Source organism: Fulvimarina manganoxydans (genome assembly GCF_900176465.1).
Lineage (GTDB): Bacteria > Pseudomonadota > Alphaproteobacteria > Rhizobiales > Rhizobiaceae > Fulvimarina > Fulvimarina manganoxydans.
Map to the genome: position 1 here is coordinate 1 of NZ_FWXR01000007.1, position 19,309 is coordinate 19,309.

Genomic DNA, 19,309 nt, shown 5'->3' on the forward strand with positions numbered 1-19,309 from the left:
CGATCCGCGAAATTCTCGAGACCGTCACAAATCGCGAATGTTCAAACTATCTCGCCAATTCAGGTTATGCACCGAGGTAAAATCATCTCGCTCTAATTGTCTAGGCATGCCTAAATTTTGGTATTGTGCAGTGCGGCAAATGTCGTAAGGTCAGGTGATCGCGACCGTTCGATGTATCATTCGAAGCGTGGTGTCGCGAGCGGCGGCGAGGGAGGCGGCCGCCGGTAACCATCAAGGGGACCGAACGATGATTGCCATGACTCTCCTTCTCTGCCTGAAGAGCGTGCCGGAAGACTGCCATCGTGAAAACGTGGCCTTTCAGGGCTCGATGATGCAATGCGCCCTCTTCGGCCAAGCAGCCGCCGCCGAACATCTGAAAGGCCGCCCGGCCTGGTCGGTGAAGAAAATCCGCTGTGAAGGGCGTCCGACCACGGACGCCTGAATATCGCGATCCTCCGCTCCTCGTGCTGCAGTTCCCGTAAAGCCGTTTGAATCAAGCCTTGGGCGGCGACCTCGGCAGGACGGTTCCCTTACAGGGCTGCCGAGGGGCCTGTAAAAGCGATGGCTTCACAAGCCCGTCGGCAAAACGAGCGTTCCGGATCCGGAGACGGCAGCCCAACTCGTGTGGATCAAACGGGCAGCCCTATGGAGCATTCCGCGACAGCTCGCATTGGGCGGCTGGCCGCGTTTGGATCGAAGCCAAGTCCCATCAAAGGTCGGGCGCTGGGCCCGTCGTCTTGGCGACGATAAATTCCGTCTCGAGACATTCGGGTGCCGGATTTTGGGTATCCGCTGATGCCTCCAGAAGCTTTTCGACGGCCCGGCGTCCGATGGCTGCGATTGGTTGCGCGATGGTGGTCAGGCGCGGTGACGCAGCGGCGGCTTCAGGAAGGCCGTCGAAACCGACAAGAGACGTCTGTGGGGACGGCGATCCCCCGTTTTGCCAGCCAATCGAGGGTGATTAGCGCGATTAGATCCGATTGCGCGATGATCGCCGTGGGATGCGACTTGGCGGCAAACAGTGCTTCGAGTGCGGGATGGATGGTGGCTTCATCGCTCAAGGTCTCGATGACGGGCACCGTCGCGGGTTCGACACTCCGCTCACGAAGGGCGGTGAACGTACCTTCGAGGCGACGTTTCGAGGCGTGATAGGCGACATCCTCGCCCACTTCGATTTGCTGAAAGCGATTTGCAGCCATTTCCATGGCGAGAACGGCGAAATGGCGATGTCCGAGATCGAGGAGATGCTGAGTTAGCGTGTGAGCGCCTGCGCGGTTGTCGATCCCGACACTCGGGAGGCGGTCGTCGGAACCGCCGAGATCGAGGGCTATGAAGGGGAGGCGACGATCTCGAGACCGTTGAATGAGCTTCTTCGCTCCGGTTAGGCAGAACAGGATGAAGCCGTCCACCAGCGCGCTTTCCATCGTCCAGGCGATATCCTTTTCGCGGCTTCCCGAGATCAGCGAAAGTCCAATGCCTCTTTCCTGCCACGCCTGTGAGATCGCAGCCATGAGGCGTCGGGCAAAAGGGTCTTCGAATGGGTAGGCAAGCGGTTCCATGGTCGCGACGCCGATTGCGTTTGCGCGGCCTGCGCTCAGCATCCGTCCTTTCGGGTCCGGTCCATCTGAGCCCTGCCGCACGCGAACCCTGCCGGTCTTGATCGCTGCGAGGATGGATCAGGCGGACATCGTTTCGTCGGCCGCTCGTTCTTGTCTGTCAGATGGAAAGAGCTGACGATTGACCGAAGCGTCGAGGATATCGGGTTCACGATCAACTCACCACCTGCGGCCGAGCGTCGTGTCCTGCGCGATTGATTCTGACTGATCGCCCTGTTCTCGGTCGTTATTTGAGAGGGCGCGGGGTGTGGCCATCCACGTTTACGTTGAAGGGGTGGTGGTGGAGATCGGCGCGAATCTGCCGGCGCCAAATTCGTGCAGGATCGCTCAGTGTCTCGGTCAGGTCGGCAAAGATCAGGCTGGGCGAAGCATTCGAGTCCGCGATCGCGGCGACATGGCCATGCGGTGCTGCAATCAGGGAACGAGCCATTTGGCCAGAAAAGGCATGAACGGATAAGGTCGTCCAGAATGCAAGGCTCGCCGAATGGCCAATGATTTCGGCCTCGAAGGCACGTTGGCGTTCGCTCGTCCCGCCCGTCGTCGAAACGAGAAGGCAGTCGACATCGCGTCCCTCGTAGTCCATCGCGATCTCGGAATAATGGGATTCCGTACCCAGGGCGCAGGCGAAGCGAAGGCCGCTTATATCGAAGGTTTGCGGCCGGTTGCCCCGCGCATACAGGAAGCTGGTTTTCGTGTAGGAGAGCATCCGCTCGTCGTAACGGATCGTGATCTTTCCATCAGCCGATATGACGAAGAGGCTGTTGAAGGGCCGCGTCGATCCGTCGTCGCGGTAAGGAAGGCCGATGACCGTCCAGAGTCCCAGATGTTGGGCCTCGGCGCGGATTTTTTCGAATTCCGCCTGCAACGCGCTCCAATCGACGCGCGACCAGTCCGCCGGACCGATCTCTTTTGGCCCTGAGGCGGAAAGCGCCCGCTTTTCCGGTTGAAACAGAGATGTTTCCGGAAATTGGATGAGTTTGGCGTCTGCGCCTCGCGCGGCTCGCATCAAATTACGAAGCCGCTCTCCATGCTGGGTGAGCCCGGATCTGTCCGACAAACTGTTGAAGAGAGGCGACTGTGCGACCGCAATGCGGAGCGACGGGACGCTAGAGCACTCCCCCTCGTTCGTCAGCACGATCTTTCGCAGGTGACTGAGAGCTGTGGAATAGGATTCGCCGGTTTTGGCGGCGCGTGCGCGAACAAGCGACTTGAATCGCCGATTGCGGGTCATGGTGGCCGGACCTTTCTCAGGTCTCGCACGCGCATTTCCCCAGCAATGCACGTCGAGACGATCGGGCCGATCCACTATCGCCCGAGACCTTGAAGGTCCCTTTGCCTCTCACTGACGAACCGGCTGGGGCGGAACGGAAGAGGTTGGGCGTCGGGCGTTGCCTTGGCCGAAATCATGACCGCCATCCCGCGAGTCGTCAATCGCCTCCTTATCGTCCTGGCGAGCGACGCGCCCCGCCTTGCAGCCTGAATGCCTGCTGAACGTCAGCTTCCAGAACCATTCAGCGCCGCGGAGGCAATCTTCCTGTCATCGCACCCGATGTGCTTGGCCGGAAAGAGGAGATGGCCCGATGTTCAAGACCCTGTCTCGTACAATTTGTCTCGTGGCGGCGCTTGCTGCCGGTGCAACGGCGATCGGCACGGCGCCAGCGGCGGCCGACGGTTTCCGATTCGGCATCACGATCGGCGACGGACCGCGTCATTTGACGCCGGCCGGTCATCGCGGTGATCGCTGGGATCGCGGCCATCGTCGTGGCCGGGGGCATTACGGTCGTGGCTGCTCGCCGCGCGAAGCAGTCCATAAGGCCCGCCGCATCGGCATTCATCGGGCCCGCGTCGTCGATGTGGGCCATCGATCGGTGGCGGTCGCCGGCCGCTCGCGCGGTGATCGCACGCTGGTTCGCTTCGCCCGCGCACCCGGATGCCCGGTGCTCCGCATTCGTGGCTGAACTCGCCTCCGCAACGCCAAAGCCTTTCCGCTAGCGGATGGTTTGAGATCAACGTGGAAAACCTCGGGTCGCGGCTCATCGCGGCCCGAGGTCTCATCCGTTCAGGAACCGCCGATACCATAGACGAGGCGGATATCGGCCGAGACGGTGACTTCGCCGATCTCGACCGGGACAGACGGGCTCGCCTCGGCCATGGCCCGCATGACGCCGCCCTTGGCCATCGGGCTCGGGTTTTCGCCCATGCGTTCGGTGATCTTCCGGATCGATCCGAGCTCGACGCCCGCGGCCTCGGCATAAAGGGTCGCTTTGGCGCGTCCGTCGGCGACGGCCTTTCGCCGAGCTTCGTTGAGAAGCTCGGTCGGGTCGGCGAGGGAGAATGCAATATCGCCACCCTGATTGACGCCTGCCTCGACCGCTCGGTCGAGATAGTCGCCGATCGAGGCGATCTCGCGAACCGTTACCATGATCGAATTGCGCGCCTCATATCCGACGATCTGCGGCTCGCGACGGGGCTGGCTCTGATCCTCGTAGTTATATTGCGGAGATATCTGGAAATAGGCGGTTTGCAGATCGCGGTCTTCAGCGCCGAGATCGCGCATGGCCGAAAGCACGGCCTGCATCGTCTCGCTTGCGGCCGCGACGGCGCTTTTTGCCGTTTCGCCGCTCTTGACCACGGTGAAACTAAGCCGCGCCTCGTCCGGCGCCGCGCTGGCTTCGCCATGGCCTTCGACCATGATCGAGCCCTTTCGCGCCGTGTCTTGGGCGAGGCTCGGCGATGCGGCCAGGGCACAAGCGATCGACAGGGCCGCAAGAAGGCCTGCCCGCGGGCGGAACCATGGGGCCGAGAAGAGATAGTACACGGGCGAAACTCCATTCGAGCGGGCAGGGCAAGGATCGCGTCGACCGCTTCCCCTCTTTGAGTCTTTTGACAGGTGGGAAGCTGCCGAGGCCATGTGGCCGTTTGTGGGCCGCGAAGGCTTGAGAGATTTGCACCCCGTATCGACTTCGTCCAAACCAACGAGGCGAATGTCGTGAAAGGGCGTGTCTCATGAGAATCGTCATCGTCGGCGCCGGGCAAGCCGCTGTGCAGCTCGCTGCGAGCTTGCGGCAGGAGGGGCACGAGGGAGAGATCGTCCTTCTGGGCGACGAGCCGGGCCTGCCGTATCAACGTCCGCCGCTTTCCAAGGCTTACATGAAGGAAGGAGATGCCGATCGGCTGATCCTCAAGCCGCAGAGCTTCTTTGAGAAGAACAGGATCGAGAGGCGGGAATCGCTGCGCGTGAAGGAGATCGATCGCGCGGGGCGCCAGGTGACGTCTGAGACTGGCGAGACGATCGCCTATGACCATCTGGTTCTGGCAACCGGCGCCCGCAATGCGCGCCCGCCGATCGAGGGCGCCGATCACGAGAGCGTCGTGGAATTGCGCACGCTTGCCCATGCGGCCGATATCCGCGATCGCCTGGCTCGATCGCGGCGCGCGGTGATTGTCGGTGGCGGTTTCATTGGCCTGGAATTTGCCGCCATGGCAGAGGCCGCGGGCGTTGCGACCACGGTGGTGGAAGCCGGACCTCGCCTGATGGCGCGTGCGGTTTCGCCGGCGATTTCCGAGCGGTTTAAGGCCTTCCACCGGGCGGCGGGCACCGAAGTTCTTCTCGATGCGCCGGCCGCTCGTATCCTCGCGCCCACGGGCAGTGCTGCCGACCGTGTTGTTCTCGCCGATGGCAGCGAGATCATGGGCGATCTCGTCATGGTCGCCACAGGGGTCAAGCCGAATGTCGAACTGGCCGAGGCAGCGGGGCTGGCCGTTCTGAATGGCATTACAGTGGATGAGAGCCTGTCGACCGGGGACGAAACGATCTCCGCCATTGGCGACTGCGCGTCCGTGCCCGGGCCTCTCGGCATTCATCTCAGACTGGAATCGGTTCAGGCGGCAACAGATCAGGCCCGCCATCTTGCACGCCGCCTCGTCACCGGCTGTCGGGAGACCTATCAGGCCGTTCCCTGGTTCTGGAGCGATCAGGGCAGTCTGAAGTTGCAGATCGCTGGCCTCTCCCAAGGGGCGGATCATTTCCATTCTTTGGGGGAGGAGACCGTCGATACCGTTTTCGGTTTCCGGGCTGGAACGCTCGTTTCGGTGGAGACCGTCAACCAGCCCGGTCAACATATGGCGGCGCGCAAACTCCTGGCCGGCGAGACGCCGATCTCCCGCGAGGCGATCGAGGCGGCAGGGTTCGATCTCAGAGCTCTTGCCAAAGGCCAAGCGCCGGCCAGGGCCGCCGAATGAGCGAGGCGGACCTTCTCTTTGAGACGCGTGACGGCATTGGCTGGATCACCTTCAATCGATCCTCGTCCCGCAATGCCTTGACTCTCGACATGTATGACCGCCTCGAAGCGATTTGCGCTTCCCTCGAAGCCGGCGGACCGGTTCGATGCCTGGTCCTCACCGGGGCCGGTGACAAAGCCTTCGCCGCGGGAACCGATATGAGCGAATTCCGTGCTTTTGCGCGGGACGAGGACGCGCTGGCCTATGAGGCGCAGATGGATCGCGTGATGGGGGCGGTCGAGGCTTGTTCGGTTCCGACCATCGCGGCCATCGCGGGGGCCTGCACGGGCGGTGGGGCGGCGATTGCAGCGGCCTGCGACATGCGCCTTGCGAACGCCAATTTGCGCTTCGGCTTTCCGATCGCCCGGACGCTCGGCAACTGCCTGTCGATCGCCAACCTGTCCCGCCTCGTCGCACTGATCGGCGCAGGGCGCACGAAGGAGTTGATCTTCACCGCAAGGCTCGCAGGGGCGGAGGAGGCGAGGGCGATCGGCCTCGTTTCCGAAATCCTTCCCGACCATTCCAGCCTGATGGCGCGCGCGAGGGATCTCGCCGAGACGATTGCCGGCCATGCGCCCTTGACGCTTGCGAGCACGAAGGAGGCACTTCGGCGCCTGCGTTTGGAGGGCGCGGGCGCCGAAGACCGCGACCTGATCGTGTCGGCTTATATGAGCGCTGATTTTCGGGAAGGGATGGAAGCGTTTTTGGCCAAACGGAAGCCGCAATGGACAGGGCGCTGATCAAGGATCCGGTCTTTATTCGGACGCGCCCGAATCAAGCGAAGATGAGGAGGCGAAAAGCCTCGCTCCGTTTGGACCAAGGCCTCGGCCGATCAGTTGGACAGGCCATAGGTGGCGATCGTGACCACCTCGTCCCGCATCACCAATGCGAAAACCAGAAGAGCAATGACGCTCAACAGGACGGCAACGGCCGTCATATTCGCCAAGATGGCTCGCGGGCTGCGGAGCGCCTTCTGCTTTTCGCCGAGCTGCATGGTTCGTCTCTGTCAAACCTTAAGCATCGCGCATACGCGATGTCTTCGTCCCACCAGAATAACGAGGCAAGACATTAAGCGTTCCGCTGGGTTCCTTCAGTGGGCGCGCGGTGGCTTACGGTTGAGAGGGCAGCCCCAAAACCATCGTTGAAGCGATGGATAGGGTTAAACAATCCTGCATGCGATTTGTGCATGGCTGGGCTGGCACAGCTGCGCTTCTATTGCGCTGCAGCAAGGCCTATCTCCGGGTCACACACATTCGTAAGACCGATCAGGAGATCAGAACAGATGAACCGCGTTTCTCGCTTTGCCGGTGGCTTCGGCCGTTTCTTCAATCAGGTCCGCGCCGCCCGGGCCTGCGCGAGTGCTCTTGAGGCCGGCCGCGTTCCGTCCGATGAAGCCCTGCGCACGCTCGGTCTCAATCGCGATACCTTTACGCGCGAATTCTGAGCCGTCAGCGCGCTCGTTTCGAAGCGCGCCTGATGCCTGGACAGCGGCGCTCTGGCGGACGGAGCGCCTGAAATTGGGCGATGGGCTCGGCGCTATCGCCATTCCACATCCGCGCCGAGCTCCTTCAGGCGCTCGACGAATTTTGGGTGAGCGCGACGGATCGGATCGGCGTTCTTGATGATCGACTCCCCGTCGATCTGAATGGCTGCGATGAAGAGGGCTAGCACCACACGGATGATGTAGGGCGCCTCGACGATGGCGGGGCGCAGACGCGTTCCGCCGAAGACGATCAGGCGATGCGGGTCCGACAGATGGACCTTGGCGCCGAACTTGTTCAGCTCCGCGCTCCATCCCAGCGCACCCTCATAGATCTTGTTCCAGAACATGATGTCGCCGGTGCAGCCGATCGAGACGCCGATCGCCTGGGGGAGGAGATCGGCCGGAAAATACGGCCACGGCGCGGCCTCGATCTTCTGCAGCATCTCCACCGTATAGGGGCGCTCAATCTCGCGATTCCAGCCATCGACGGTTAGAACCCCGTCGCCTTCGGTGATCTGAAGGCCGAGCTTTTGAAACTGGCGGATGATCAGAACCATGTGCTCAGTGACATCGGTGCGCACGGAGATACGTCCGCCAGTCACCCCGCCGATCGCCAGGAAGGTCGCCACCTCGTGATGATCGTCGGGAACGACGACGGAGGCGCCGGACAGATGGGAAACACCCGTCACCGTAAGGCGCGAAGTGCCGATGCCCTCGATCTTCGCGCCCATCGCCTCCAGCATCCGGCAGAGCGCCTGGACATGCGGCTCCGAAGCGGCGTTGGTCAGCGTCGAGATGCCTTCCGCCGTCGCCGCCATCATCAAAAACGTTTCCGTCGCCGTCACCGAGGCATAATCGGCCCAGATATGCTGCGCCCGGTTCACCGGCGCGCCTTCGATGCGATAGGGCCGCGTCTCACGCATCGTGCAGCCGAAGCGGCTCAGAATATGAAGATGCGGGTCGATCTCGCGAAGGCCGAGGGCGCAGCCCTTGGCATCGGTGTCGAAAAAGAGCTTCTTGGCGCGCGTGATGACGGGCGCGAGCAGTAGGACTGCCGACCGGATACCCAGCGGCAGCTCCGCCTCGGCCGAGGATAGCTGGGCCAGGTCGTGGCGCACGGAGATCGTCCCAGCGTCACGGTCCCAGGAAACATCCGATCCGCAGCGCCGGAAATAGTCGAGGATCTTCTCGACGTCGCTGATCTCCGGGACATTCTCGATCGTCGTCGCATCGTCGGTAAGCAGCGAGGCACACAGCATCGGGAGAACGGCATTCTTATTGCCGAACGGCTTGATCTCGCCGGAAATCGGCTTTCCGCCTCTGACGATCAGTTCGCTCATATCGCTCTGTTCCTTGGCGGTGGATCGGTCGCTGCGCCCAGCTCTTCCCTGGGCTCTCATTCCCGCATCGCGGATCGGGCTCGAAGCCAAGCCGCGCCCTTGTGCAACGCAATGCGCGACGCCTCTACACCCTGCTTCGCGATCGGGCAACACGAGGGTCGGGTTCACTGACCAACGGAGCGGCCGGCTCTGTCGTCACCCTGGCGCCTTGGCGATGACCCCGGCGACGGTCGGTTCGGCTGCGCCTGTCGTCGTTGGGAAGCTCGATGGGAGACCGCGCATGGTGCGCATGGCGAGAAGCGCGAACAGCTCTGCCTCGATCGCGTCGCCACGAAGGCCGAGCGCATCGGCATCGACCACTTCGACCCTGCCACGTTTCGCGATCTCGGCCATCAGCGTGGGGTTCTTGCGCCCGCCGCCGCAGGCGACGAGGCGGCGCGGCCGCTTCGGCAGGAGGTCGAGCGCCTTACCAACCGCGCTGGCCGTGAAGGCCGTCAAAAGCGCCGCGCCGTCTTCGAGCGACTGGCCTTGAGCCATGGTTGAGGGAAAGTCGAAACGATCGAGCGATTTCGGGAAGGGCCGCGTCAGATAGGGATGAGTGAGCAGCTCTGCGAGGCGGGCTTCGTCCACCTTGCCAGAGGCTGCGATCTTGCCATCCCTATCCATCTCCCCAAGCCCGTGCTGGGCGATCCAGTCATTGACCGGCGCATTGGCAGGGCCGGTGTCAAAGGCGATCAGCGGGCCAGCGCCAGCAAAGGTGAGATTGGCGACACCGCCGAGATTGAGAAATGCCGTATCGTCGAGCCCATCGATGCGCTCGAGAAGTGCCTTGTGATAGATCCCGGCGAGCGGCGCGCCTTGTCCGCCTGCGCGCATATCCGCTGAACGGAAATCATAGACGACGTCGATGCCGGTAATCGCCGCCATTCTCGCACCGTCGCCCAATTGGCGCGTGCGACCCGGGCGCCCGGCTTCAGGGGCGCGGTGAAGCACCGTTTGGCCGTGAAAGCCGATGGCCGCCACCTCGCTCGGCGCGAACCCGTTTGCGGACAGAAGGGCGAGTACGGCTTCGGCCTGCGCAACACTGATCGCGTCCTCAGCCTTGGCGAAGATCTCCGGCTCGGGGCCGGAGAACCCCCACTCTCGGGCAACCGCCAGGGTTTCGACGAGAAGCGCGCGGATCTCGGCTGGGTAGGGCGCAAAGGCGAAGGGACCGAGCTCGGCCACCGTCTCGCCATCGGTGCGGATCATGGCGATGTCGATATTGCCGTCGAGCACCGTTCCGGTCATCAGGCCGATCGCCCAGCCCATCCGATCAGCCGCCATCCATCTCTCCTTCGCGCCGAATCATCCGCGCAGCATGGAGAGCTTTGGGAACCAAGGCAAAGTCCGCCGCACGCCGAGCTTCACTCCGCGGGCGCTGCCCCCGTTGTCTGGGCGGCGGCCAGATCGCGTTCCAGCCGGCTCATGCGTTCGGCATTCGGCGTCACGAAGCGGCCGAGAAGAAGATAGGCGACGGGCGTGATGTAGAGCGTCGAGAAGGTTGCGAGGCCCAGCCCGCCGACAATGACATAGCCGAGCGCCTCGCGGGCCTCCGATCCCGCCCCGGAGGAGAGGATCAGCGGCACGCCGCCGACAATGGTCGCGATCATCGTCATCATCACGGGGCGCAGGCGCAAAAGCGCGGATTCCTCGGCCGCTTCACGCACGCTTCGCCCTTCTTCGCGCAGTTGATTGGCGAATTCGACGATCAGAATGCCGTTCTTGGCCATGATACCGACGAGGAGCACGAGCCCGATCTGACTATAAAGATTGAGGCTCGTCCCGAAGAATTGCAGAGCGAAGACGGCGCAGGCGACCCCCAAGGGCACGGTCGCGATGATGATCAGCGCCGAGATGAAGCTTTCGAACTGAGCGGCCAGTACAAGAAGGATGACGACGAGAGCGAAGGCGAAGACCAGCGCCATGCCATTATTCGTCTCGCCGATCGTGCGCGCCTCGGCAAGCGGGATCAGCCTTTGGTTGTCGGTCAGGACACCTTCGGCGAGCTCCTGGACCGCGACCCAGGCATCCTGGATCGCAAAACCGTCCGGCAGATCAGCCGAGATTGAAATTGCCCGCGTGCGGTTCTCGCGATTGAGCTCGGGCGCGATCGGTTCCTCGGAGACCGAGGCGATGGTTGATAGGGGTACGATGCGCCCGTCGCCGGCTTTCACGAAGACATTGGCGAGATCGCCGGGATCGTTGATCGGATCGACCGAGGCGATCAAGCGGATCGGCACTTCCTTATCGCCGACGTAAGTCTGGCCGATCTGCCGTCCGTCAAGCAGCGCCTGCATCGCGCCGGCCAGCCCATCGATATCGATGCCGAGATCGGAGGCCCGTTCGCGGTCGATCGTGACGGAGAGTTGCGGCTGTGTCGTCTCCGAGCCGAGACGGGCCCGGCCGAACCGACCGTCTCGTTGCATCGCCGTGACGAGCGCGTCAGCGCTGTCGGCTATCTCATCAAAATCCTGGCCTGCGACCGCGAAGGTCAGGCCCTCGCCGCCTCCTCGGATGCCGAGTGAGTTGGGTTGGATCGCGAAGGCCCGCACGCTGGGAATTTGGCGTAGCTTGCCATTGATCTCGCCGACGATCTCGTTCTGGCTTCGCGCCCGCTCCGCCCAGTCGGCGAGACGCACGACGATGAAGGCCGAATTCGCCCCGCCGCGACCGGAGATCGCGAAGACGTTCACCGCCTCCCCAGAGTCCACATAGGGCATCAAGATATCTTCGATCTTCCGGATCTGCGCGTCCGTATAGCCGAGGCTCGCTCCTTGCGGCGCGCTGACCCGCATCAGAACGACGCCGCGATCCTCCTGCGGAGTGAGCTCCTGGGGCAGGGACTGGAAGGTGAGATAAGCGGCGAAGGAGAACAGCGCGGCCAGACCGACCGTGGCGAGCGGAAAGGCGAGCGCGGCTCTCAGCGTGATCGCGTAAAGCCCGGCCAGCACGCTGCCGATCCCTTGAATGAAGCGCGCGATGTATCCCGGCTTCTTCTCGCGCTCGCGATCTTTCAGGAGATAGGCCGCCAGCATGGGGCACAGCGTCAATGCGATAAAGGACGAGATCGCGACGGCAGCAGCCAGAACGAAGCCAAATTCGCGGAAGAGGCCGCCGGCCTGGCCTGGCAGGAATGAAATTGGCACGAAGACGGCAGCCAGTGTCGCGGTTGTCGAGACGACGGCGAAGAACATTTCCCGAGCGCCGATCACGGCCGCCGCGCGGGGCGCCGCGCCCATATCGCGCCGGCGGACGATATTTTCCAAGACGATGATGGCGTCGTCGACGACGAGGCCTGTCGCAAGGACCAAGGCGAGCAGCGTCAGGATGTTGATCGAGAAGCCGGCCATATAGATGAAGGCGATGACGCCGATCAGCGCGATCGGCATGGTGATGGCCGGGATGAGCGTCGCGCGCAGATTGAGAAGAAAGAGGAAGATGACGGCGGTCACGATGAGCACGGCGAGGACAAGTGTCAGCTGAACCTCTTCGATCGCGCCATTGATGAAGATCGCGTCGTCGCTGTTCACCTCCACATGGACGCCCTCGGGCAAGCTACCATTCAGCCGATCCACTTCGGCTCGAACATTCTTCGAGATGTCGAGGGTGGAGGAGCCGGCCTGGCGTACGATGCCGAGGCCAATCCCGGTGACGCCGGAGACGCGCAAGGAGGAAGCTGCCGTATCCGGTCCGAAGCGCACGCTCGCCACGTCTCCGAGCCGCGTCCTGTCGTCGAGCCAGATCGCCTCGAATTCCTCCGGGTCGGAGACATTGGCATCGGCGCGAACGACGAGTTCCTGGGATGGCGATTCGAGCGAGCCGGCGGGAACGTCGAGCGCTGCGTTCTGGAGCGCGGTCGCGACATTGCCAACGGTCAAACCTCGCGTTGCCAGACGGTCGGGCTGTAGATCGACGAAGATCTGACGTTCGCGTTCACCGTAGATCTGGACGTCGGCCACGCCCTCGACGGCGGCTAGCTGATCGGCGATCCGGTCATCGACGAGCGTCGTCAAATCCTCGATCGCCATTTGCGGTGCGGTCACCGCAAGACGCATTATCGCCTGGGCGTCGGCATCGGCTTTGACGATGCGCGGCTCCTCCGCATTGTCGGGCAACTGGTTGGCGACACGGCCAACGGCGTCCCGCACATCGCTCGCGGCAACGTTCAGGTCGGTCGAATCGGTGAATTCGATGGTGACTCGCGCTTCGCCGAATTCCGACTGCGAAGAGATCGAGGCGATGCCGGAGACGCGCGAAACCGCGCTTTCGATCTGGCTGGTCAGCTGGCGGTCGACGGTTTCTGGCGAGGCGCCCTCAAATTCGACGCTGACCGAAATGACCGGGCGATCGACATTGGGCAATTCGCGCACTTCCACCGCGTTGAAGGCGGCGAGACCCGCGACGACGATCAGAAGATTGACGACGATCGTCAGGACGGGTCGGCGAACGACAAGGCTCGCAAATCCGCCCAACGCGCTCGGGCGGGGGGGCTCGGCGCTCATCAGGAACCGCTCCGATTGGCCGGACTGGGCTGGGCTGCCCGCTCGCCGGCGGCAGCCTCGCCGATCACGGGGAGCGATGTCGAAGAGCGAGCTGCATCTGTCGGCTTCGCCTCCGCGCTATCGCCTTCGACATCCCGTGCGGCGAGAGGCCCTGAAGGTTCGCTTGGCGCTGCCGGCGGCGCGGTCGATTCGATCTCGATATCAGCACCGGGCCGCATGGCCTGGATGCCTTCGACGACCACGAGATCGTCGGGCTGCAAGGCATCGGACACGACGAGCACCCGGTCCACATCCCGCTGAACGATGCGCACCGGCGCCTTCTCGGCCTTGCCGCCCGCCACTTTCCAGACGAAGGGCCCCGTTCGTTCCCAAACGACTGCAAGCGGGTCCGTCGCCAGATAATCCTTGCCTTCGAGAGCGACGGTCACTGCGAAGGACATGCCGGGTCGCAGACGATCATCTTCATTATCGATGCGCGCTTCTGTGCGCACCGTGCGGCTCTCCTCGTCGACGCGGCTATCGATGGCGACGATCTTGCCTTCATTGACCGCGTCCGGCCGGGCGATCGATGTCGCGCGAACCGGTGTGCCGATCGAAATGTCGGATAAAAACCGTTCGGGCATATAGAAAACAAGCTTCAATTCGGACCTGTCGTCGATTGTCGCGATCGTGGTGGATGCATCGACCATCGTCCCTTTCTCGACCGTCACGATCCCCACTCGGCCGGCGATTGGCGCTTTCACCTCGCGCTTGCGCAAGGCGATCTCGGCGGCTCGTAGATCGAGCAGCGCCGCGTCGCGCTCACGCGTGACGTCTGTGACTTCGACATTCGTCACCGCATTACGCCGGACCAGCTGTTCGTATCGGGTGAGCTTGTCCTCGGCCGCCGCCAAGGCGAGGCGCGCCCGATCGACCGCCACGCTCTCGCTCGCCTGTTCCAGGCGCACGAGCGGTGCTCCTGCTTCGACCACGTCGCCGGATGAGACGAGCACCTCTTCAATGAGGCCGGATGTGCTGTCGGGATGAACGACGACGGAGCGCACCGCCTCGGCGCTTGCGAGCGCGCGCATATCCGACTGGCTCTCTTCCAGGACGACGGGGGAGACGACTGCCGCGATCTTGCCGCTTCCGCGTCTGCCGGGTCCTGGACCTTGCGCCAGATCCTTAGCCGGCTCGCCGGCCTCGGGCGCGATCCAGACGATGGCGTCACGCGCGACCCCGGGAAGTGGAAGATCGGAGCTCAGAAGAGCGCGGCCCGCCTCGGGCTTGACCGCGACGAGAGCGCCGACGCCGAGAATGACGACGAAAGCGGTCACGATGATCTGTCTCAAGACTGCGAGCATGAATACCATCGGGTTTGAGGCGCCTCGGATTGACCTATAGCCGGCGCAAAAGGGTTTCGGCGACTTTGACCTAACCCAGACACCAAGACGATGGGGTTACGAATTGTAAGCGGAAGGCTTCCAGCTGTTCACAGCTTCGCGAAGCAACGGTGAGATCAGAGCCGAGGTTGAGGGGAATTCCGGCCGAACGGCCATTCAAAAGCGGCGAAAAAGGTTCTAAGCCGCATTCGTGACAGCAAGGACCCGCCGATCTTCGAGCAAAGGCAGACTATGAGCGATACGGACCTCACTCTCGATCCCGTAGAGGATGCGATCGAAGCCATTGGCCGCGGGGAACTCGTGGTCGTCGTCGACGATGCCGATCGGGAGAACGAGGGCGATCTCATCATGGCGGCGTCTAGGGCGACGCCGGAGACCATGGCTTTCATGATCCGCCATACGAGCGGGATCATCTGCGTCCCCATGACCGGCGAGCGTGCCGAGAAGCTCAATCTGCCGCCGATGGTCGCCAACAATCTCGATCCGATGCGGACCGCCTTCACGGTCTCGGTCGACTACAAGGTCGGGATGACAACCGGCATTTCGGCGGAGGAACGCTGCAATACGGCGCGGGCGCTTGCCAATGACAATGCGGTCGGGGCCGATTTCCTGAGGCCCGGACACATCTTCCCGCTGATTGCGCGAGGTGGCGGCGTCCTGACTCGCTCGGGCCATACGGAGGCGGCGACCGATCTGGCGCGTCTGGCCGGTCTCGACGAGGTGGGCGTCCTGGCCGAGGTCGTCAATGACGATGGCACGGTGAAGCGGCTGACAGAACTCGTTCCCTTTGCCCGCGAGCACGGGCTGAAGATCGTTTCCATCGAGGACATGATCGCCTGGCGCGTGCGGCGCGAATCCTTCGTTCGCTCCGTGCGCGAAGAGACGATGATGATCGGCGGGCTCAAAGGTACGATCCGGGTCTATGAAACGCCCTTCGACGAGGTGCAGCACGTGGTCGCGGTGTTCGGCGATGTGCGTGAGCGCGACAGCGTGCCGGTGCGCATTCATCGCGAACAGCCGGTCACGGACCTGTTCGGCCGAACGCGCAATTCCAAGACCTGGGTGGAGATCGCCGTCGACGAGATCGGCAAGATCGGCCATGGCGTGCTGATGCTTCTGCGCACGCCCGAGGTCGACGATTTCGTGACCAAGGAGGAGGTTGCGGCCGATCATGTGGACGGCGAGCGCCACCAATCGGCGACCTCACGCCGCAAGCGCTGGCGTGAGGTCGGTGTCGGCGCCCAGATTCTTCGCGATCTTCAGGTCCGCTCGATTCGCGAGATCGCGACCCATGAACGCGCCTATGTCGGCCTGACCGGCTTCGGCATCGAAGTCTGCGGCACGATCCTGGTCAAGGAATAGGCGATCCGCGAGGGGAGAAGGGCGCGGCCTATTCGGCCGCGACCCTCTTCTCGCTCGTCTCGTGCTGCGCAAGCCATACACGAAAATCACTGAGAGCTCTGGCAGACAAGGCCTTCTTCTTAGCGATCGCCTTTTCCTTGCCTCGGAATCGCTTCTGACCTTCGGGTTTCTGGATCGCGCCCGGCTCCAGCGGCGCGAAGAGGCCGAAATTGACGTTCATCGGCTGGAAGGAGCGCTTGCCGCCGTCTTCCTCGTGGCTGAGATGCCCGCCGGTGATATGGCCGAGAAGGGCGCCCATCGCGGTCGTCACCGGTGGCGGGGCGATCTCTAGACCGAGGGCCTCCGATGCGGCGAAGCGACCGGCCATCAGGCCGACGGCCGCCGATTCTACATAGCCTTCGCAGCCGGTGATCTGCCCGGCAAAGCGCAGGCGTGGCAGCGCTTTCAGCCGAAGCCGGTCGTCCAGAAGGCGGGGCGAATCGAGATAGGTGTTTCGATGTAGCCCGCCGAGTCGCGCAAATTCCGCGTTTTCGAGGCCCGGAATCATACGGAAGATTTCGGCCTGGGCCCCGTATCTCAGCTTCGTTTGAAAGCCGACCATGTTGTAGAGCGTGCCGAGTGCATTGTCCTGGCGCAGCTGGACGACGGCATAAGGCTTGATGTCGGGCTGATGGGCATTGGTCAGACCCATCGGTTTCATGGGTCCGTGGCGTAAGGTTTCCGGGCCGCGCTCCGCCATGACCTCGATCGGCAGACAGCCGTCGAAATAGGGCGTGCCTTCCCATTCGCGGAATTCGGTCCGGTCGCCCTCGACGAGCGCCGCGACGAAACGCTCATAGGTGTCCTTGTCGAGCGGGCAATTGATGTAGTCCTTGCCCGTGCCACCGGGGCCGACCTTGTCATAGCGCGATTGGAACCAGGCCTTGTCCATGTCGATCGTGTCGAAATGGACGATCGGGGCTATGGCATCGAAGAAGGCGAGGGCATCGCGGCCCGTCGCCTCGGCGATGCCCGCCGCGAGGCCTGGTGCCGTCAGCGGACCGGTCGCGACGATCGTCGGTCCCCACTCTTCGGGTGGCAGCCCCTCGACCTCGCCGCGCTCGATCGTGATCAGCGGATGGTCTTCCAGCGCCTTGGTGACAGCCGCGGAAAAGCCATCGCGATCGACCGCGAGCGCGCCGCCCGCAGGCACCTGATGGCGATCCGCGCAGGACATGATCAGCGATCCGGCTAGCCGCATCTCGGCATGGATCACACCGACCGCGTTGCTCTCGGCATCGTCCGAGCGGAAGGAATTGGAGCAGACGAGCTCTGCAAGGTTCTCGGTCTTGTGGGCGTCCGTGCCGCGTACAGGGCGCATCTCGTGCAGCACCACGGGCACGCCGCGCGATGCGACCTGCCATGCAGCTTCCGAACCGGCGAGGCCACCGCCGACGATATGAATAGGATGATCGGTCATGCGAAGGATTTAACAATCCGCAGGTCTCTGCGGAAGGGCATCGCTGACAGGGCGTCCAGGAATGAGCATCAAAATTCGCGGATCGGCCTTGAAGACCGCAAGGCCTTGGCTCGTCGCTGGGGAGAAATCAGACCAATCCATTCAAGCGAGCGGGTTTCAGATCGCTCAGCTGGTGCGCTCGATGGGCACTCTGCACTGTAGAATTGATTTTTTAGAAGTGAGCGCCACAAGGCAGCGGTGCCCCAAACGACAACACCCGCCGGTGGGAGGAACCGGCGGGTGTCGTTTGAGTGAAGCCTGCATTTGGGAGGAGGAGTTGCAGGCTCCTATTCGCCGAGGATTGGGAGGAGGAGGTCCTCGGCAAAACTTAAAATTTCGTGGGCGCTCACCGGCGGGAGGAGGTGCCAGCGAGCGCCCGAAGATCGAAGCCTGCGATTTGGGAGGAGGTGCAGGCCTCTCTTCACCGGGGATTGGGAGGAGGAGGTCCCCGGCAAACCGTCAATTCTGTCGGCGCTCATCGGCGGGAGGAGGTGCCGACGAGCGCCGTAAGTTCGAAGCCTGCGATTTGGGAGGAGGTGCAGGCCTCTTTTCACCGGGGATTGGGAGGAGGAGGTCCCCGGCAAACCGTCAATTCTGTCGGCGCTCATCGGCGGGAGGAGGTGCCGACGAGCGCCGTGAGTTCGAAGCCTGCTATTTGGGAGGAGGTGCAGGCCTCTTTTCGCCGAGGATTGGGAGGAGGAGGTCCTCGGCAAACCGTATATCTTTCTAGACCCCTTGAGTGCCCGCCGGTGGGAGGAACCGGCGGGCCTCATAGGAACGGACCACCTTTGGGAGGAGGAGTGGCGGTCCTTGTCATCGCGGCAACCATTGGGAGGAGGAGAGGTTGCCGCGAATTCGAATTTTATGTTTGGTCAGCCGACGGTGCGACGTGCGATCGTCGGAATGTCGTATCGCGAGATGCCGAGATCGGCGAGTTCGCGCTGCGAAAGACGATTCAACTCGTTGACGGTCTCGCGATAACGCCGCCAGTTGTTGTATGAGCGAACGATATCCATAGTTCCTTGCCTTTTCCTGACCAGTTGACTGGTTTCAATCGATTGAAGCGGCAGTTTCGTCTGTGTCGCTTCGTTGACCAGAAGCTAGTCTCGGCTGATCGATTCCGGTAGGCGTTGGGCTGCATAGGAGCCATGCATTTTGTGCGATGCACAATGACGCTCCAGTCAGTCTTGCTTCAGATATCTGCGATAAGCTCCGCCAACCCGGTGCCGCAGGCTGCAGGAGTGGCGCTGCGCGGGCGGCATTCCTCCTATTTCGGCATTCGGCGAAGCGCCTTGAGAGTGTTTTGCCTGGTCTCCTGCTCGCCGGAAAACGGTCCGTTCATCCTCGCAAAGCCAATCCGACGACCGATTGGTATTCGGGGCAAGCCATTTTAAGTCAGCTGCGAAGCGTGGTCGGCCGATCCCGGGTATCACGCGACTGACCCTCACGAATTTTGAGATACTGAAGGGAATCGAGTCTTTGACCGGTTGCGCGGCGCGCTTGTCCATATAAGAAGAGTGCGACGCGCGTGCCCTTCGGCCGAATTTCGCTCCGCCTTCGTGAAAAAGGCGCGCGAAAGGGGTGAGAGTCGGCACAAATTGACCGTTTCCGACTCTTTCGTGACATGGGAGCCGGTGATATAGAGGCGCGCGCCTCATGCCGGTTTGCGCCGGCGTGCCATGCGGGTGTGGCGGAATTGGCAGACGCACTTGGTTTAGGTCCAAGCGCCGAGAGGCATGGGGGTTCAAGTCCCTCCACCCGCACCAGTTCCATCGAAAGGACATGGATTGACGGCCGCGCCCG

The 19,309-nt window shown here is 62.7% G+C and carries 15 protein-coding genes, 1 tRNA gene and 1 pseudogene; 7 read left to right on the forward strand and 10 right to left on the reverse strand.

Going from position 1 to position 19,309, the window contains the following annotated elements; genetic code table 11:
• Positions 1 to 247: 247 nt before the first annotated feature.
• Entirely contained in the window at positions 248 to 442 is a 195-nt protein-coding gene (locus tag B9A15_RS09560) for a hypothetical protein (RefSeq protein WP_139798307.1), read from the forward strand.
• 267 nt (positions 443 to 709) lie between these two features.
• Here B9A15_RS09560 and B9A15_RS09570 read toward each other — a convergent pair.
• A pseudogene (locus B9A15_RS09570) lies at positions 710 to 1,601 on the reverse strand (substrate-binding domain-containing protein).
• Positions 1,602 to 1,842: 241 nt separating this feature from the next.
• Positions 1,843 to 2,847, reverse strand: coding sequence for a carbon-nitrogen hydrolase family protein (locus tag B9A15_RS09575; RefSeq protein ID WP_084409842.1), 1,005 nt, complete (start codon positions 2,845 to 2,847; stop codon positions 1,843 to 1,845).
• Between the two features lie 349 nt (positions 2,848 to 3,196).
• Here B9A15_RS09575 and B9A15_RS09580 point away from each other — a divergent pair, with 349 nt between their 5' ends.
• A complete protein-coding gene (locus tag B9A15_RS09580) occupies positions 3,197 to 3,574 on the forward strand; it encodes a hypothetical protein (protein ID WP_084409843.1) in 378 nt (125 codons plus the stop codon).
• A gap of 101 nt (positions 3,575 to 3,675) precedes the next feature.
• Here B9A15_RS09580 and B9A15_RS09585 read toward each other — a convergent pair whose 3' ends face one another.
• Positions 3,676 to 4,434: an SIMPL domain-containing protein gene (locus B9A15_RS09585; protein ID WP_170923229.1), complete on the reverse strand. Its 759-nt coding sequence runs from the start codon at positions 4,432 to 4,434 to the stop codon at positions 3,676 to 3,678.
• Between the two features lie 188 nt (positions 4,435 to 4,622).
• On the opposite strand from B9A15_RS09585, the gene B9A15_RS09590 reads away from it, so the two are divergent.
• A complete protein-coding gene (locus tag B9A15_RS09590; RefSeq protein ID WP_084409845.1) occupies positions 4,623 to 5,858 on the forward strand; it encodes an NAD(P)/FAD-dependent oxidoreductase in 1,236 nt (411 codons plus the stop codon).
• The gene (locus B9A15_RS09595) at positions 5,855 to 6,637 is read left to right on the forward strand and encodes an enoyl-CoA hydratase (protein ID WP_084409846.1); all 783 of its coding nucleotides are present in this window, start codon (positions 5,855 to 5,857) and stop codon (positions 6,635 to 6,637) included. Before B9A15_RS09590 ends, B9A15_RS09595 begins: the two co-directional genes overlap by 4 nt.
• A gap of 92 nt (positions 6,638 to 6,729) precedes the next feature.
• On the opposite strand, the gene B9A15_RS22920 is transcribed toward B9A15_RS09595, so the two are convergent.
• On the reverse strand, positions 6,730 to 6,891 hold the full coding sequence (locus B9A15_RS22920; RefSeq protein ID WP_170923230.1) for a hypothetical protein: 162 nt from the start codon (positions 6,889 to 6,891) through the stop codon (positions 6,730 to 6,732).
• A gap of 288 nt (positions 6,892 to 7,179) precedes the next feature.
• Between B9A15_RS22920 and B9A15_RS22925 the strand changes: the two genes are divergently transcribed.
• The gene (locus B9A15_RS22925; protein ID WP_170923231.1) at positions 7,180 to 7,341 is read left to right on the forward strand and encodes a hypothetical protein; all 162 of its coding nucleotides are present in this window, start codon (positions 7,180 to 7,182) and stop codon (positions 7,339 to 7,341) included.
• Positions 7,342 to 7,433: 92 nt separating this feature from the next.
• Here B9A15_RS22925 and B9A15_RS09605 read toward each other — a convergent pair whose 3' ends face one another.
• The 4 genes from B9A15_RS09605 to B9A15_RS09620 all read right to left on the reverse strand — a co-directional run bounded on the left by B9A15_RS09605 (position 7,434) and on the right by B9A15_RS09620 (position 14,580).
• Positions 7,434 to 8,720: a UDP-N-acetylglucosamine 1-carboxyvinyltransferase gene (locus B9A15_RS09605; RefSeq protein WP_084409848.1), complete on the reverse strand. Its 1,287-nt coding sequence runs from the start codon at positions 8,718 to 8,720 to the stop codon at positions 7,434 to 7,436.
• 195 nt (positions 8,721 to 8,915) lie between these two features.
• Positions 8,916 to 10,046: an anhydro-N-acetylmuramic acid kinase gene (locus B9A15_RS09610; protein ID WP_084409849.1), complete on the reverse strand. Its 1,131-nt coding sequence runs from the start codon at positions 10,044 to 10,046 to the stop codon at positions 8,916 to 8,918.
• A gap of 80 nt (positions 10,047 to 10,126) precedes the next feature.
• Positions 10,127 to 13,264, reverse strand: coding sequence for an efflux RND transporter permease subunit (locus tag B9A15_RS09615; RefSeq protein WP_084409850.1), 3,138 nt, complete (start codon positions 13,262 to 13,264; stop codon positions 10,127 to 10,129).
• Positions 13,264 to 14,580 carry an efflux RND transporter periplasmic adaptor subunit gene (locus tag B9A15_RS09620; protein ID WP_244556879.1) on the reverse strand — a complete coding sequence of 439 codons (1,317 nt, stop codon included), beginning with the start codon at positions 14,578 to 14,580 and terminating at the stop codon, positions 13,264 to 13,266. The genes B9A15_RS09615 and B9A15_RS09620 overlap by 1 nt, the downstream gene beginning before the upstream one ends.
• Before the next feature lie 297 nt (positions 14,581 to 14,877).
• On the opposite strand from B9A15_RS09620, the gene ribB reads away from it, so the two are divergent.
• Positions 14,878 to 16,008 (forward strand): 3,4-dihydroxy-2-butanone-4-phosphate synthase, encoded by a 1,131-nt coding sequence (gene ribB, locus B9A15_RS09625; RefSeq protein ID WP_084409852.1) that lies wholly within the window; start codon positions 14,878 to 14,880, stop codon positions 16,006 to 16,008.
• 28 nt (positions 16,009 to 16,036) lie between these two features.
• Here the strand turns inward: ribB and trmFO are convergent, their stop codons facing one another.
• Together trmFO and B9A15_RS09635 are read right to left on the reverse strand one after the other, a co-directional pair.
• Complete coding sequence (trmFO, locus tag B9A15_RS09630) at positions 16,037 to 17,467, reverse strand: methylenetetrahydrofolate--tRNA-(uracil(54)-C(5))-methyltransferase (FADH(2)-oxidizing) TrmFO (RefSeq protein WP_084409853.1); 1,431 nt, start codon at positions 17,465 to 17,467, stop codon at positions 16,037 to 16,039.
• A gap of 911 nt (positions 17,468 to 18,378) precedes the next feature.
• Positions 18,379 to 18,522 carry a DUF1127 domain-containing protein gene (locus tag B9A15_RS09635; RefSeq protein WP_084409854.1) on the reverse strand — a complete coding sequence of 48 codons (144 nt, stop codon included), beginning with the start codon at positions 18,520 to 18,522 and terminating at the stop codon, positions 18,379 to 18,381.
• 665 nt (positions 18,523 to 19,187) lie between these two features.
• Between B9A15_RS09635 and B9A15_RS09640 the strand changes: the two genes are divergently transcribed.
• A tRNA-Leu gene (locus B9A15_RS09640) sits at positions 19,188 to 19,272 on the forward strand.
• Positions 19,273 to 19,309 lie beyond the last annotated feature (37 nt).

What these genes read in the sequence shown, in the direction of transcription:
- B9A15_RS09560 (WP_139798307.1), top strand. Translation starts at nt 248, where the DNA reads ATGATTGCCATGACTCTCCTTCTCTGCCTGAAGAGCGTGCCGGAAGAC.
- B9A15_RS09575 (WP_084409842.1), bottom strand. Translation starts at nt 2,847, where the DNA reads ATGACCCGCAATCGGCGATTCAAGTCGCTTGTTCGCGCACGCGCCGCC.
- B9A15_RS09580 (WP_084409843.1), top strand. Translation starts at nt 3,197, where the DNA reads ATGTTCAAGACCCTGTCTCGTACAATTTGTCTCGTGGCGGCGCTTGCT.
- B9A15_RS09590 (WP_084409845.1), top strand. Translation starts at nt 4,623, where the DNA reads ATGAGAATCGTCATCGTCGGCGCCGGGCAAGCCGCTGTGCAGCTCGCT.
- B9A15_RS09595 (WP_084409846.1), top strand. Translation starts at nt 5,855, where the DNA reads ATGAGCGAGGCGGACCTTCTCTTTGAGACGCGTGACGGCATTGGCTGG.
- B9A15_RS22920 (WP_170923230.1), bottom strand. Translation starts at nt 6,891, where the DNA reads ATGCAGCTCGGCGAAAAGCAGAAGGCGCTCCGCAGCCCGCGAGCCATC.
- B9A15_RS22925 (WP_170923231.1), top strand. Translation starts at nt 7,180, where the DNA reads ATGAACCGCGTTTCTCGCTTTGCCGGTGGCTTCGGCCGTTTCTTCAAT.
- B9A15_RS09605 (WP_084409848.1), bottom strand. Translation starts at nt 8,720, where the DNA reads ATGAGCGAACTGATCGTCAGAGGCGGAAAGCCGATTTCCGGCGAGATC.
- B9A15_RS09610 (WP_084409849.1), bottom strand. Translation starts at nt 10,046, where the DNA reads ATGGCGGCTGATCGGATGGGCTGGGCGATCGGCCTGATGACCGGAACG.
- B9A15_RS09615 (WP_084409850.1), bottom strand. Translation starts at nt 13,264, where the DNA reads ATGAGCGCCGAGCCCCCCCGCCCGAGCGCGTTGGGCGGATTTGCGAGC.
- ribB (WP_084409852.1), top strand. Translation starts at nt 14,878, where the DNA reads ATGAGCGATACGGACCTCACTCTCGATCCCGTAGAGGATGCGATCGAA.
- trmFO (WP_084409853.1), bottom strand. Translation starts at nt 17,467, where the DNA reads ATGACCGATCATCCTATTCATATCGTCGGCGGTGGCCTCGCCGGTTCG.
- B9A15_RS09635 (WP_084409854.1), bottom strand. Translation starts at nt 18,522, where the DNA reads ATGGATATCGTTCGCTCATACAACAACTGGCGGCGTTATCGCGAGACC.